The following is a 13,665-nucleotide window of genomic DNA, read 5'->3' on the forward strand; positions in this document are numbered from 1 at the left end:
ACATCGAAGGGACCAGCAGGTGAACGTGCTCGACGACCTGGCCGGCGGGCTGGTGGTGTCCTGCCAACCGCTGCCCGACGACCCGGACGATCCGATGCGGGATCCGTACGTCCAGGCCCGGGTGGCGGCCGCGGTGGTACGCGGCGGCGCGGTCGGGGTCCGGGTCAACGGGCCGGACGACGTCAGAGCGGTACGCGCCGCCGTCGACGTCCCGGTGATCGGGCTGTACAAGCACGGCACCGCTGACGTCTTCATCACCCCGACCGCTGCCCACGCGCTCGAGGTGGCGCTGGCCGGAGCGGAGATCGTCGCGATCGACGCCACCGACCGCCCGCGACCGGACGGCCGCGCCTTCGCCGACACGGTCCGCGTGCTCCGCGAACGGACCGACGCACTGATCCTGGCAGACGTCTCCACCGCCGCCGAGGGCGTCGCAGCCGTCGAGGCCGGCGCGGACGCCGTCGCCACCACGCTGTCCGGCTACACACCGGCCAGCCCACCAACCGACGGGCCCGACCTCGGGCTCGTGGAGCGACTCGTCGCACTGCTGCCCGTGCCGGTGATCGCCGAAGGGCGGTACCGCAACACGGAACAGATCGGCCAGGCCTTCGAGGCAGGTGCCCACGCGGTGGTGATGGGCAACGCCGTCACCTCACCGCTGTGGATCACCCGCAGGCTCGTGCCGGCCACCCCCCGCGCGGCGAGCGCACCCAAATAGAGGAGTGAACATGAGAAGACGCACCCTTCTGGCCACCGGCATGGCCGGGCTCACCACCCTGACCGTGGGCCGGCCCGCATTCGCCGGGCCCGCCAAGCGGCAGCTGACCGTGGCGCTGGTCCCATTGGACGACCGGCCCGTCAACACGTACGCGGCGCAGATGACCGCGGCCAGCGCCGACGCCCAGGTGCAGCTGCCGCCACGGGAGTCGCTGGGCCGCTTCTTCACCCCTGGCGACGGCGCCGCCATCGCCCGCTGGCTCGGCACCACCAACGGCGTCGACGGGTACGTGATCTCGGTCAGCATGCTCGCGTACGGCGGCCTGATCGCCTCCCGCACCGCAGCCCCGACGCTGGCCGCCGCCCTGGCGAACCTGGCTGCGATTCGCACCCTGCGCTCCACCCGGCCGGAGGCGGTGATCGAGGTGCACGACACCATCCAGCGCCTCGCCATCACCAGCACGGGCACCGAGCTGGATCGGTACCGCGACCTGCTCGTCTCCTGGGCCAAGCTCTACGACCAGGTGACGAACCTCGGGCAGGAGGAGCTGCGAGCGCAACTCGACGCCGTCCGGGCACAGATCCCCGACCAGGTCGTCGAGGACTATCTCGCCGCGCGGGCCCGCAACCACCAGGTCAACCGGCTCATGGTCGAGTGGGTCGCCGACGGCACCATCAACCACCTCGTGCTCTCCGAGGACGACACCGCGCCGGTCGGCCTGGCCCGAGCCGAGCGGGTGGAACTGCAGTCGCTCGTCGACCAACTCGGCGTCAGCGACCGGGTGGAAATCTTCCCCGGTGCCGACGAGGTCAACGCGCTGCTGGTCGCGCGGGTGATCGCGGCCGGCACCGGCCCCACCTACCGCGTGGAGTACGCCGGCGTCTCCGGTGAGGCCTGGACCGCACAACTGGAGGGCATCCCGTTCGCGGAGAACATCCGGCGGCACGTCACCTCGGTCGGAGGACGGGTCGTCAGCGGCGACGCGGACATCGTGCTCGCCGTGAACACCCCCTCATCGGCACCCGGGCAACGGGCCGCTGACCTGGACGCCTTCGTCGGGCGGATCGGCAAGCTGCTGGCCGCCGGCACTTCGGTCATCGTGGTGGACCCGCTCATCGTGAACAAGGCCGACCACGACCTGGTCGCGCGTATGGAGGACCACCTGGACCTCGCGGCGCTGCTGTCGTACTCGGGGTGGAACACCGGCGGCAACGCACTCGGCCTGGCGCTCGGTCACGGCACCGCCCGGTGGGCGTACCTGCGCTCCTCCGGAAGCGGGTTCGGCGTGCCCGACCTGCGCGGGCCCGGCCAGGCGCACGCCGAGTACCTGCTCTACCGGTTCGTCAAGGACGACCCGTGGAAGAACATCGTGCAGGTCGAGGCGTACGCGCACGCACGGGCGCAGGGCTGGGACCCGCTCGCTCTCACCTCCGAGCAGAAGAGCTACTTCGACGGCTGGGTGAGCGATCGGCTGGTGCCGCTGACCGAGCGGTACTTCGCCGACCACTTCGCGGGGCACCGCATCATGCTGGGACGGCGAGGCGCGAAGACGTTCACGGCGACGCTGGCTCGCTTCGAGTCAGCGCGTGTCGAGCTGCCGTGGGACCGGCTCTTCGAGGTGGTCCTCGAACCTCGGCTGCGACTGTCCTGACACCTTCGTCGCGTGGCGGCCCGCCGACAATCGGTGTGAAGGCCGGCGGGCTGCCACCAGGTTCATTCCCGATTCAGCAGGTAAGCACGGTCCGCGTCGATGGCCACGTCCACATTGGTTCCCTCGGCCACCGCATCCCGTGGGTCCTTGCCCGACTCGGTCACCGTGACGGTGCCGCCGGTCGTCTCCACCTCGTAGTCGATGCTCGGCCCGTGGAACGTCGACCGCAGCACCACGCCCAGGCCGGTCCCACCATCGGTGACCGGCGACAAAGTCACCGTCTCGGGACGGACCATGAGGTACGCGTCCCCCGATCCGGCCACCACCGTCGAGTGGGCGGGCACAGTCAGCCGCCGGCCGAGCACCGTCACCGTCGCCTTACCGTCGGCGATGCTCTCCGGCACCGTCTCGATGAAGTTGGCCCGACCGATGAAGTCCGCCACGAAGACACTGGCCGGGCGGGCGTAGATCTCGCCGGGCGTCGCCACCTGCTCGACCTTGCCCTTGTTCATCACCACGACCCGGTCGGACATGCTCATCGCTTCGTCCTGGTCGTGGGTGACGTAGATGCTGGTGATCCCGAACATCTTCTGGATGCGACGGATCTCGGTCCGCATGGCGTCGCGCAGCTTCGCGTCCAGGTTTGACAGCGGCTCGTCGAACAGGAGCACCTTCGGCTGCACCACCAGTGCCCGCGCCAACGCGACCCGCTGCTGCTGGCCGCCGGAGAGCTCGTGCGGGCTACGGTCCTCCAGGCCGACGAGGTTCATGCTGGTCACCGCCATCCGCATGCCCTCGGCGATGTCGGCCTTGGTGCGCCGCTGCAGCTTCAGCCCGTACGCGATGTTCTGCGCGACGGTCATGTGCGGGAACAGGGCGTAGCTCTGGAACACCATCGCCATCGGTCGGCGCTGCGGTGGCATGTCATCGATGGCCTTGCCGTCGAGCAGGATGCTGCCGCTCGTGGCGTCCTCGAAACCCGCCACCATGCGCAGCGTGGTGGTCTTGCCGCAGCCCGACGGGCCCAGCAGGGTGATGAACTCCCCCGGCAGGACGTCGAGCGAGACGCTGTCGACTGCGGTGACGTCCTCGGGACGGCTCCGGAAACGCTTGGTCAGGGCCTCGAGTTGCAGGCGTCCGGTGCTGGCCTCACCACGTCCGGCGGGTGCGAGCGCAGCGGCCTCGGTGGGCGCGGCGACGGTCATCGTTTCGGCCTTTCAGACTTGGCGGTGCGGTGCAGTGCGGCGCCCCCGCCGACGAGCAGTCGGATGATCGCGAAGGCGACCAGGACGAGCACGGTCAGCACCGTGCAGTAGGCGAATGCCACCCCGTACCGGCCGGTGCTCGCGGCGCTGAGCACCTGCGATGTGATGATCTTCGTCTCCGGCGTGACCAGCAGGACGATGGTCGACACGGAGGTCATGCTGCGGGCGAAGCTGTAGCTCAACCCGGTGAGCAGGGCCGGCTTGATCAACGGCAGGGTCACCCAACGGAACGTCTGCAGCGAGTTGGCCCCGAGGTCGGTCGACGCCTGCTCGATCTGCGGATGCAACTGGGTCAGCGCGCCGACCGCCGTCCGTTGCCCCGCCGGCACGCTACGGATCACGAACGCCACGACGATGGCCATCGCGCCGGCGAAGACCGCGCTACCACCCACCAGGCTGGGGAACACCAGGTAGTCGCCGATGTACCGCTCGGGCCGGTAGGCGAGGACGAAGCCGATGCCCAGCACGGTGCCCGGCACGGCGACACCCAGCGTGCCGCCCAGGTCAAGCAGCCAGGCGGTACGTCGCAGGTGGCGAACCACCAGCCAGGCGATGAGCAGGCCGAGGATGGCGGCGATCGGAGTGGCGATGACCGCGAACGTCAACGTGTCGAGGACGGCCTCCACTCCCACCCCGAGCAGTACCTCCTTGAGGTAATCGAGGGTGAAGGTGTTGTCCACGCCGAACACCTTTGTCACGGAGCCGAGGATGACAGTGCTGTAGATGCTCACGATGATCGCGGCGGCGAACAGCGCCAGGGCGTACACCGGCCACCGGCTCCAGCCGGTGATCAGGTGCACGGAGCCGGACGGTCGGCCGGTGATGGTGGTGCGCACCTTGCGGTTGAGCCACCACCGCTGGCCGAAGTACATCGCCAGGGACGGCACCAGCAGGATCACGCAGTAGACGGCGGCGCTGGTGGTGTCGTACTCACCGGTGACCGCCAGGTAGGCGCGGCTGGCCAGCACCGTGTAGTCCCCACCGAGCACCAGCGGGTTGGCCAGGTCGGCGATCGCCTCCACAAAGAGCAGCAGGAACGGGGCGACGAGCCCGGGGGCCAGCAGCGGCAGGATCACGCGGCGCATGATCTGCCAGCGGCTGGCGCCCATGTTCATCGCCGCCTCCTCCAGTGCCGGATCCAGGCCCCGCATCATGCCGAGCAGGCCCAGGTACGCCACCGGGAACAGCGACAGCGACAGCACGAACACCAGGCCGTCGAGGCCGTAGATGTCGTACTCCAGCCCGAACAAGCCGTTGCTGATCACGCCGCGCCGGCCGTAGAGCACCACCGTGGCGGTGGCCACCGCGAACGGCGGGCTGACGATCGGCATGAGGGCGATGAGGTGCAGGATCTTCTTACCCGGCACGTCCAGTCGGGCTTGGACGAACGCGAACAGGAACCCCAGGGCGGTGCCGCACAACCCGACCAGCGCCCCGAGCACCAACGTGTTCCGCAGGATGCCGAGATCGACGGAGGAGCTGAAGAACTCGACGTAGCGGGGCAGCGCGTCCGGAGCGAAGGCAGTGGCCAGCACCGCCACGAGCGGGATCGCCGCACCGATCACCACCACCGCCGCGCAGACCCCGACCAGGACCCGCAGCCCCGCGCCGAGGCGGCGGCGCCGCCGCGGCGCGACCGCCTCGGGTGGGGTTGGGGTGATCACCCCGGGATCGGACAACAACGTGGTCATGACTTCGGCGCCTGCGCGACCTCGGCGTCGAACCGCTTGTTGAGCGCCGACTTCGCCTTACCTGCCGCCACCGCGTCGTACTCCACCATCTTGATACCGGAGAGCGGGACGACCTTGTCCGACACCTTCGCGTCCGGGTTCGTCGGGAACTGGTACGCCTTGACGCTCGGGCCGACCTCCTGCGCCTCGGTGGTGAGGGCCCAGTCGACGAACTTGCGGGCGCTGGTCGGGTTCTTGGCGTTCTTCACCAGGGCGACACCGCCGGTCTCGTAACCGGTGCCCTCTGCCGGGAAACTCAGCCTCAGGTCGGGGAAGCCGGCCTCCATGGTGGCCACGCAGTCGTGCGCGAAGATGACCCCCACCGCGACCTCACCGCGGGCGGTCATCTGGGCGGGCGCCGAGCCGGACTTGGTGTACTGCAGGACGTTCGGGTGCAGCTTGCGCATGTAGTCCAGCGCCTTGCCCTCGTCGCCGCCGGCCAGCTGCACCTGGGTCCAGAGCGTCGTGTACGCGGTGCCCGAGGTCGACGGGTGCGCGATGCCGATGTCCTTGGCGAGCTTCTGGTTGAGCAGGGCCGTCCACGAGTCGGGGAGCCCGATTCCCCGCTCCGTCAGCAGCTTGCTGTTGCTGCAGAAGCCCAGGGCGCCGACGTAGACGCCGGTCCAGGTGCCCTGCGGGTCCTTGTACTTGTCCGGGATGACACCCGCGTTCGGCGAGGTGTAGGCCTCCAGGAGCCCCTCGTCGCCGGCGGAGGCGTACCCGTCGGCGGGCCCGCCGTACCAGACGTCGAACTCCGCGTTGCCCTTGCCGGCCTTGATACGCGCCAGCGCCTCACCGCTGGAGAGCCGCACGAAGTCAGCCTTCACCCCCGTGGAGTCGGTGAACTTCTTCGTGGTCGCCGCGCACCAGTCCTCGGTGGCGCCGCACACCACGTGCACCACACCGCTGTCCTTGCTGGCCTCGGCGCCACCCTCGCGGGCGCAGCCAGCCGCACCGAGCAGCAGCGAGGCCGCCATCGCTGTCGCCAGCAGTGTGCGGTTGCCCCGTATCTTGTTCGTCGCCATGACGTGGTCTCCCCTACTAAGCCGCCCGAATCAATGCGAGTGGTGTGACGGCCACGTTAAAGGCGTGTGAACGGGGCCCCGGTGACGGCGGCGTAAGTAATGGTGACGCCGCCGTCACCTGGCCGCCGGGGAGGCGTCCCCGTCCTCGGCGGTCCCGGCGGCCATCTCGGGCATCAGGTAGCCGACCCCGCGCAGCGTGCGCACGTACGCCGATCCGTTCGGCGTCCCGGCGAGCCGGGAGCGCAGCCGGTACACCGCGGACTTCACCACGTCTCGTCCGCCGATCAGGTCCGTGGTGCCCCAGACCTCCCGCAGCAGGTCCTGCCACGACTGCGGCACGCCGCGGCGCACCGCCAGGTGGTGCAGCAGCTTGAACTCCGTGAACGGCAGGTCGAGCCGGTGCTGCGCCAACGTCGCGGTCTGGGTGGCCGGCTCGATGACCAGCTCACCGACCTGGACCGTGGTGCCCGACCCCCGGCGGCGACGCACCAGCGCCTGCGCCCGCAGCGCCACCTCTCGCGGGTGGAACGGCTTGGTGACGTAGTCGTCGGCACCGTGCTCCAGCCCAGCGATGATGTCGTCACGCTGGGCCAACGCGGTGAGGAACATGATGGGCGCCTCCGAGCGCGCGCGAATCCGCTGGCACAGGGCCAGCCCGTCCATCGTGGGCATCATGACGTCCAGCACCACGAGGTCCACCGAATGCGTCCGCAGCAGGTGCAGGGCGGTAGCCCCGTCGTGGGCGGTGAGGACGGTGAAGCCCTGGGTCTGCAGAGCGAACTCCACGATGATCGTCATCTGCGGCTCGTCGTCGACCACCAGCGCGGTAGGCCCACTCCCGGGCTGCTCGCCGGCGCGCGTCACGGCCGGTCCGGCAGGGTCAGGAGGATGGTGGTCCCCCGGGTCGACGCAGTGTGCACCATGATTTCGCCTCCGTGCAGCTCCACGATCGTCTTCGTGATCACCAAGCCGAGGCCGGTGCCGTCGGCCAGCGGCCGACCCGTGGCGAAGCGGTGGAACAGGCGTTGCCGCTCCGCCTGACTCATGCCCGCACCGTCGTCGGATACGTAGACCGCCACGCCAGTGTCGATCAGCATGACCCGCACGTCGAGATTCCCGCCGGTCGTGGTGAACCGGCTCGCGTTCGACAGCAGGTTGGTCAGCGCCTGGGTCAGCAGCATCGGGTCGGCCCGGATGCGCGGCATCACCTGGGGCATGTCGAGGCTGATGCGTTGCTGCCGCTGCGCACACAACGGTCGCATCGCGGTCACCACCTCGCGCACCACCACCGACACGTCCACCCTCTCCAGGTGTGGCGTGAACAATCCAGCCTCGATCTTGGCTTGGATCAGCAGGCTCTCGCACAACCCGATGACCTGCGTACACTGCTGATCCAGGACCTGCAGGAAGCGGGCCTGCGCAGCGGTGAGCGGCCCCGGCGTGCCCTCCCGCAACAGATCGACCGCCCCCTTGATCATGCTCAGCGGGGTCCGCAGCTCATGGCTCAACGCGGTCACCTGCTCCGCCCGCCGCTCCACCAACTGTTCGAGCTGTGCCAGCTCGTTGCTCCTCGCGGCGGCCGTGCGACGCATGCTCAGCGCCATGATCGAAGCGCCGACGACACCGCCGACCACGGAGGCCACCGCCACCACCCAAGCGGTGTCCATGCTCGGCCCTCCTCCCATCGGTGGCCCGCCGAACCGGTCGCGGTCCGGCAGGGGACGCGGCAGATGTCGGGACCGTGTTTACAGCCGAGTGAACAGTCGACGTTACCGCCGAGTGAACAGTGGACGTAGGTTAGCTTGCCCCAGGCAACGGCTTGCCGGGCGCGTGCCCCGGCACAGTTCACGCTGGTCAAATGCCGTCTCGGCCGTCTGCCGATCAACCAAACGCCCCGACATGGTCGTCACGCTCCGCGAGTGATCGGCAGCTGACGCGGCGCCACCGGACACCTCGCCGCGATCGATGAACAGCCCAGACAGCCACCGGCCAGACTGTCACCGTCAGTGTCACTGAGTAGACAATCCGCAATCCCGGTGCAAGTCTTTGCCGCGTGCGACCCTCCCCAGAAGTCAGCGGTGCCAGCGGCACGGCAGCTGGCGCCCAGTCCCCAGCGGACGGTCCGGGTCAGGGCATAAACAGCCCCGAAGATGTAGCAGCCCTGCGGCATCTGCAGCAGGTCCACGCGCCCGTGCTGCTGAGCTTCCTGACCCGCCTGACCAGGGGTGACGTTCACCGAGCCGAAGACATCGTGCAGGAGACGGTGCTGCGGGCCTGGCGAAATCCAGAGGCGCGTAACGCCGAGGGAAACTGGAACCGAGCCTGGCTGTTCACCGTGGCCAAACGCATCCTGATCGACCAGATGCGCTCCGCCGACGTCCGTCCGGCGGAGCTGCCCGTCGACTATATCGACGATCATGCGCAGCAGGACGACGCCATCGAGCGCCTCCTCGACGCGCGTGAGGTCCGGGCCGCGCTCGACTCCCTGCCCGAGCGGCTACGCATCACGCTGGTCGAGATCTTCTTCCGGGAACGGTCGGTGTCCGAGGCCGCCGACGCGCTCGACGTCCCGGCCGGCACCGTCAAGTCACGCACCTTCTATGCGCTACGGGCCATGCGGGAGGCCCTCGTCAGCCGGGGCTTCGATTTCGGAACCGCAGGCGAGAGACGGCCGACCGGCAACGGCGATGCGGGCGAGGCACGCCCAAGAAAATCCGATCAGCAGTGAACCGGGGTAGCTGCCCGGCCGTCATGTGCACGACACGTGCCCACACCCACTGAGCGTAAGAGTGAGTCGATGAAAGCAACCGCAAGTGGCCAGCGCCGCCCGTGGCGACGGCTCATCTCGTCGACGCGTAAGCGCGTCGAGATCGTCGCCCTGGTCGGCGTCATCCTGGCGTCCGGGGCCGTCGGTTTCGAACTGGCCGCCACTGCGGACCCGGACAAGCTGGTCGGCGAGCCGGTTCCGGACGGTGACGTGCCCGCCATCGTGGAGGCAGCCCTGTCCTGCCCCGCCCTCAATCCGCCGAAGCTCGCCGCGCAGATCATGGCGGCGTCCGGCTTCAAGAGCAGCCCCGACATGATCGCCGGTCTCGACCAGGCGGCGTGGGAGAAGTGGCGGCCCTCGTCCGATGCCAGTCGCGCCGACCGGCGGGCAAACATCATCGCGCTGGGTCACCGGACCTGCGAGAACGTGGGCCATCTGCGCTCCGCCGACATCGATGGAGACCTCTGGCCGGCCGCCATCGCCGCGGAGCAGACCGGAGTCAAGGCGGTGCTCGACGCCCGCGGCGTCCCGAAAGACGCCAAGCCCTACGTCGACAAGGTGAAGGCGTACGCGGCCTGGTACGCCGAGCAGCCGCAGTTCTCCGAGAAGGCGGTAACCCAGTCGGCCGCTTCCGGGACGGCCGGCGAGGTCAAGGTGCCTGACGCTCTGGTCCAACCGATCCAGGTCGCCGGAAAGGTCTGCCCGCAGATCACGCCGGCCCGGATCGCGGCACAGTTGCGGACACTGTCCGACTTCGACGTGAACAAGCGCACGTCGGACCGTCAGGGTGTCGCCCAGTTCACGCCCACGATGTGGGAGCAGTACCAGCCGGGCGAGGGAACGTCGGTGTGGCGGCCCGCGGACGCGATCCCCGCACTCGGTATCGCCATGTGCGACATGGCGCAGCAACTGTCCGAGCTCAACGGCGAGGACCCGTATCGACTGGCGCTGAGCGCGTACCAGTGGGGAATCGACCCGGTGCGGCGGGCGGCCGGCCTGCCCCGCGTCAACGTCACCCAGCTGGCCGACCAGGTTCCGGCGCACGTCGCCGAGTACGAGAAGGACAACCGGCTTTCCGTCCCCGTGACGAAGCCGAGCCCCACCGTGAAGCCGAGCCCCACGCCGTCGGCGAGCCGGAGCGTCCAGGTCTCGCCGAGCACCAGCCCGTCCGCGAAGCCCAGTGGGAAGCCCCAGGGCCCGAAGCTGTTCGCGTACGAGGCGGGTGCCACGTACCGCCTGGACAGCCCGTGGGCCCAGTCGATCGTGGAGCTCCCTGGCATCAACCAGAACACGCAGCCCGGTAGCCGGGTCCAGCTGTGGAAGGACGAGGGGTACAAGGACCAGCGCTGGAAGCTCTACCCGGCGCCGGACAGGCGGCACGTCATCATCACGAGCGAGTGGAACAACATGGCCCTGTCCGTGCAGGACCGTTCCCTGCAGAAGGGGTCGAAGATGGCGGTGTACGAACGTGACGACAACGACGAGAATCAGCAGTGGCTGCTGGAGGACGTCGGCGCCGGGAACGTCGTCATGACCAACCGCCGCTCGGGCTTTGTGATGGAGCTGCTGGGCGTGGACATCGGGCCGACGAGGGACAACGGCACCACCTGGAACGGATACTGGATCCAACAGTTCGACCGTCAGGACACCCAGAGAGACCAGAAGTGGCGATTTGTAAAGCAGTGACGCCGGCCGGGCACGGCGAGCCGGGAAGCTGAGCGGCGTGCCGGACCTACCCGCCCTGGGCGACCATGTGACGGACCTGCTGGGTCCGCACTACATGGGTGTCCTCGATCGCGCCGACAGTGACGCCGTCGACCGGCACCTGCGCGACTGCGCGCAGTGTCGGGTGACGGCCCGCGAGGTGTGCGAAGTCGTCGCCGCCCTCGCGCTGCTCAGCGACGATGTGGCTGTCGAGGAGGCGTCGCCGGTCACCCGACCGGCGGCGCCCGCTGCCCGTCGTGGCGGCTCGGGCTCGGTTCGTCCGGCCGGCGGGCGTCCGGTGTCCGTCGGGCCCGGGCGGCAGCCGCGCCCCCGGCGGCAGCGGCTCGCGCTGGTGCGGGCCGGTCTTGCGCTTGCGGTGGTGCTGTTCGTCGGCTTCGGCGCCCTTTTCGTTCTGGATCAGGTGAGTGACGAGGCCGGGCCGGAGGTGGTGACGGTCGCGGCGAGCGGGAGTGAGCCCCGCACCGGCGCGGCGGCCTCGGTGTTCGCGTCGGAGACCGACAGCGGAGTGCACGTGCGGGTCACGGTCACCGGCCTGCGCGCTGGCACCGGCTACCAGCTGTACGCGGTGACGCTCGACGGCCAGACGCGGGAAATCGCGTCATGGACCAGCACCGACACGGTGCAGGAGGTCTCCGGTGACCTGCCGGTGGCGCTGGGCGACCTGGTCTTCGTGACGATCAGCGTGGCGAACGGCGCGCCGTCGGTCACGGTGCACCTTCCCCGAGCCACGTCCACGACACCGCGCTGAGGCACGCCGCCTTCGCACCTGTTGAGCGCCGGATGGCGGCGTGGCACGAAGGGATCGCGATGCCGCCGCAGATTGCGTCCGGCCGTGAACCACGATGCCGTCTCGGCCGTCGTGTGTGCAGATCCGCCCTGGGCGACGACAAAGGGAAGTAGAGAATGTTCTGGATCACCCGGTCGGCACGTGGTGCCTGCCTCGCGGTGTTCGTCATGGTGGCTCTGATCGTCGGAGCCGTGAGCCCGGCTTCGGCCGCCGACGAATACGTCAAGTTCTACGCCGTCACGTCGTCATACCAGGGAGAACCGGAGAACCTCACCAGCATCGCCGCCCGGTTCCTCGGCGACGGGGCGCGGTCCGTCGAGATCCGCAACCTCAACACCGGCCGCCGGCAACCTGACGGCGCCACCCTCAAGGAACCGGGCCAGTTGCGAGCCGGGTGGCTGCTGGTGCTGCCCTGGGACGCCGTCGGCGAGGGCGTCAAGTACGGAGTGCTGCCCGACAAGGCGCCGGCCGCGCCGGTCAAACCGCTGCCCGGCAAGGCCAAGGCCACGCCCACCGCCAAGGCGCGGCCCACCATCCCGCCGGAGCGGGTCTCCGGCGCGGCCGCGGTCCCGAGCAAGGCACCGACGCAGCCCCGCGCGAAGGCGGGGCAGTGCGCGACCACGGCGGCGTCGAGCAGTCGCTCCGACTGGGCGAGCCTGCGCCTGGCCGCCGACCAGGCCTGGCCGCAGAGCCGCGGCAAGGGACAGCTCGTGGCGATCGTCGACTCCGGTGTGGACGGCAGCCTGCCGACGCTCAGTGGTCACGTGGCCGTCGGCATGGACATCACCAGCGGCAGCGGCCGCGGCGACACGGACTGCCTCGGCTCGGGCACCGCGATGGCCGGTCTGGTGGTTGGGCAGTCCACCAACGGCAGTGACGTCAAGGGCGTCGCCCCCGACGCCACGGTGATGCCGGTCCGGGTCGTGGGCAACGACGCCAAGGCCCAGCCGGCCGACTCTGCTGCGGCCATCGAGGCCACCGTCGAGGCGGGCGCGACAGTCATCGCGCTGGGCAACTTCGTCGACACGAGCAAGCCCGAGGTGGCCAAGGCGATCATGGAGGCGGTGGCCCGGGACGTCGTCGTGGTGATCGGCGCTGCACGTGCTTCGGTACCGGTCAGCCCGGGCGCGGAGATCGGCCCCGGTGTGCTGCGGGTGGGTGGTGTGGCAGTCGACGGCCAGCGAGCCGCCGACTATCGCGGTGGCGGCATCGACGTGGTCGCCCCGGGTGTCAACGTGAGCAGTGTCGGGATCACCGGGGTCGGCGCCGTCGCGGGTAGCGGCACCCAGTACGCGGTGGCCTTTGTCGCCGGCGCCGTCGCGCTGGTCCGGGCCGCGTACCCGGACCTGAGCCCGGAGCAGGTCGCCCATCGTCTCCAGGTGACGTCGGACAAGATGGGCGACGGCGCACAGCCCGACGGCCGGTACGGCTGGGGCATGATCAATGCCGCCGCCGCGGTCACGAAGGTGCTGCCCGAGGAGGCCGAGGTGGCCTCACCGGGGCGGGAATCGGGCGGACGGCTCACCTCCGGCAGCTCCGGCGGACGGTCGGCGTTGCTGGCCATCGTGGCGCTGGTCGCGCTCGCGGCAGCGGTGCTGCTCGTGTTCCGGATCCGCCGGCTGCTGCGCGACGACACTGAGAACGACGGTGACGACGACGGCCCCGGGCCGGTGACCGCCGCGCCGCCGGTTCGCGGCGGCGCTCTTCCTCCGGCCTCCGCGCCACGGGCGCCGTCGGTCTCCCGGCGAACGGTCGGCGACCCACCGCCTCCAGACGGCGGGAAGCTGAACCCGGACGAAGAACAAGCCGACAGCACGGCGTCAGTGGCCAGCGACGGGCCGGGAACCCGGGCCGAGACCGTGGCACTGCCGAAGGCGTCGATCGGAGCCAGGTCGCCCCGGCAGCGTCCAGACGCGCCGTGACGACACCCGCTCGGGGCCGCCGGCGGGGTGATGCTGCCGCGCGACCCCCGGCGCCCCGTCCGCCAAGCTGACCCA

11 protein-coding genes are annotated in these 13,665 nt (G+C 69.9%); 6 read left to right on the plus strand and 5 right to left on the minus strand.

Annotated elements, in window-relative coordinates:
* Positions 1 to 19 precede the first annotated feature (19 nt).
* Both CLT68_RS27160 and CLT68_RS27165 read left to right on the plus strand, forming a co-directional pair.
* Positions 20 to 718: a putative N-acetylmannosamine-6-phosphate 2-epimerase gene (locus CLT68_RS27160; protein ID WP_099855165.1), complete on the plus strand. Its 699-nt coding sequence runs from the start codon at positions 20 to 22 to the stop codon at positions 716 to 718.
* 10 nt (positions 719 to 728) lie between these two features.
* On the plus strand, positions 729 to 2,369 hold the full coding sequence (locus CLT68_RS27165) for a DUF4127 family protein (RefSeq protein ID WP_099855168.1): 1,641 nt from the start codon (positions 729 to 731) through the stop codon (positions 2,367 to 2,369).
* A gap of 62 nt (positions 2,370 to 2,431) precedes the next feature.
* On the opposite strand, the gene CLT68_RS27170 is transcribed toward CLT68_RS27165, so the two are convergent.
* From CLT68_RS27170 to CLT68_RS27190, 5 genes are all read right to left on the minus strand, one after another.
* The gene (locus tag CLT68_RS27170) at positions 2,432 to 3,574 is read right to left on the minus strand and encodes an ABC transporter ATP-binding protein (protein WP_099855170.1); all 1,143 of its coding nucleotides are present in this window, start codon (positions 3,572 to 3,574) and stop codon (positions 2,432 to 2,434) included.
* Positions 3,571 to 5,325 (minus strand): ABC transporter permease, encoded by a 1,755-nt coding sequence (locus CLT68_RS27175; protein ID WP_199177159.1) that lies wholly within the window; start codon positions 5,323 to 5,325, stop codon positions 3,571 to 3,573. The genes CLT68_RS27170 and CLT68_RS27175 overlap by 4 nt, the downstream gene beginning before the upstream one ends.
* Positions 5,322 to 6,389, minus strand: a complete 1,068-nt coding sequence (locus CLT68_RS27180; RefSeq protein ID WP_099855172.1) for an ABC transporter substrate-binding protein — start codon at positions 6,387 to 6,389, stop codon at positions 5,322 to 5,324. The genes CLT68_RS27175 and CLT68_RS27180 overlap by 4 nt, the downstream gene beginning before the upstream one ends.
* A gap of 114 nt (positions 6,390 to 6,503) precedes the next feature.
* A complete protein-coding gene (locus CLT68_RS27185) occupies positions 6,504 to 7,253 on the minus strand; it encodes a response regulator transcription factor (protein ID WP_199177160.1) in 750 nt (249 codons plus the stop codon).
* Positions 7,250 to 8,056 carry a sensor histidine kinase gene (locus CLT68_RS27190; RefSeq protein ID WP_158240938.1) on the minus strand — a complete coding sequence of 269 codons (807 nt, stop codon included), beginning with the start codon at positions 8,054 to 8,056 and terminating at the stop codon, positions 7,250 to 7,252. Before CLT68_RS27190 ends, CLT68_RS27185 begins: the two co-directional genes overlap by 4 nt.
* Positions 8,057 to 8,559: 503 nt before the next feature.
* Between CLT68_RS27190 and CLT68_RS27195 the strand changes: the two genes are divergently transcribed.
* From CLT68_RS27195 to CLT68_RS27210, 4 genes are all read left to right on the plus strand, one after another.
* Positions 8,560 to 9,117, plus strand: coding sequence for a sigma-70 family RNA polymerase sigma factor (locus CLT68_RS27195; RefSeq protein ID WP_486482462.1), 558 nt, complete (start codon positions 8,560 to 8,562; stop codon positions 9,115 to 9,117).
* Positions 9,118 to 9,186: 69 nt separating this feature from the next.
* Positions 9,187 to 10,842: an RICIN domain-containing protein gene (locus CLT68_RS27200; protein WP_099855175.1), complete on the plus strand. Its 1,656-nt coding sequence runs from the start codon at positions 9,187 to 9,189 to the stop codon at positions 10,840 to 10,842.
* Positions 10,843 to 10,879: 37 nt separating this feature from the next.
* Positions 10,880 to 11,629, plus strand: a complete 750-nt coding sequence (locus CLT68_RS27205; RefSeq protein WP_099855177.1) for a zf-HC2 domain-containing protein — start codon at positions 10,880 to 10,882, stop codon at positions 11,627 to 11,629.
* A gap of 155 nt (positions 11,630 to 11,784) precedes the next feature.
* Positions 11,785 to 13,590, plus strand: coding sequence for a S8 family serine peptidase (locus CLT68_RS27210; protein ID WP_099855179.1), 1,806 nt, complete (start codon positions 11,785 to 11,787; stop codon positions 13,588 to 13,590).
* The last annotated feature ends 75 nt before the right edge of the window (positions 13,591 to 13,665 follow it).

This window comes from Micromonospora sp. CNZ299 (assembly GCF_002754415.1).

Excerpts from the sequence above, each read along its gene's own strand:
- CLT68_RS27165 (WP_099855168.1), top strand. The coding sequence starts at position 729 with ATGAGAAGACGCACCCTTCTGGCCACCGGCATGGCCGGGCTCACCACC.
- CLT68_RS27170 (WP_099855170.1), bottom strand. The coding sequence starts at position 3,574 with ATGACCGTCGCCGCGCCCACCGAGGCCGCTGCGCTCGCACCCGCCGGA.
- CLT68_RS27175 (WP_199177159.1), bottom strand. The coding sequence starts at position 5,325 with ATGACCACGTTGTTGTCCGATCCCGGGGTGATCACCCCAACCCCACCC.
- CLT68_RS27180 (WP_099855172.1), bottom strand. The coding sequence starts at position 6,389 with ATGGCGACGAACAAGATACGGGGCAACCGCACACTGCTGGCGACAGCG.
- CLT68_RS27190 (WP_158240938.1), bottom strand. The coding sequence starts at position 8,056 with ATGGACACCGCTTGGGTGGTGGCGGTGGCCTCCGTGGTCGGCGGTGTC.
- CLT68_RS27200 (WP_099855175.1), top strand. The coding sequence starts at position 9,187 with ATGAAAGCAACCGCAAGTGGCCAGCGCCGCCCGTGGCGACGGCTCATC.
- CLT68_RS27210 (WP_099855179.1), top strand. The coding sequence starts at position 11,785 with ATGTTCTGGATCACCCGGTCGGCACGTGGTGCCTGCCTCGCGGTGTTC.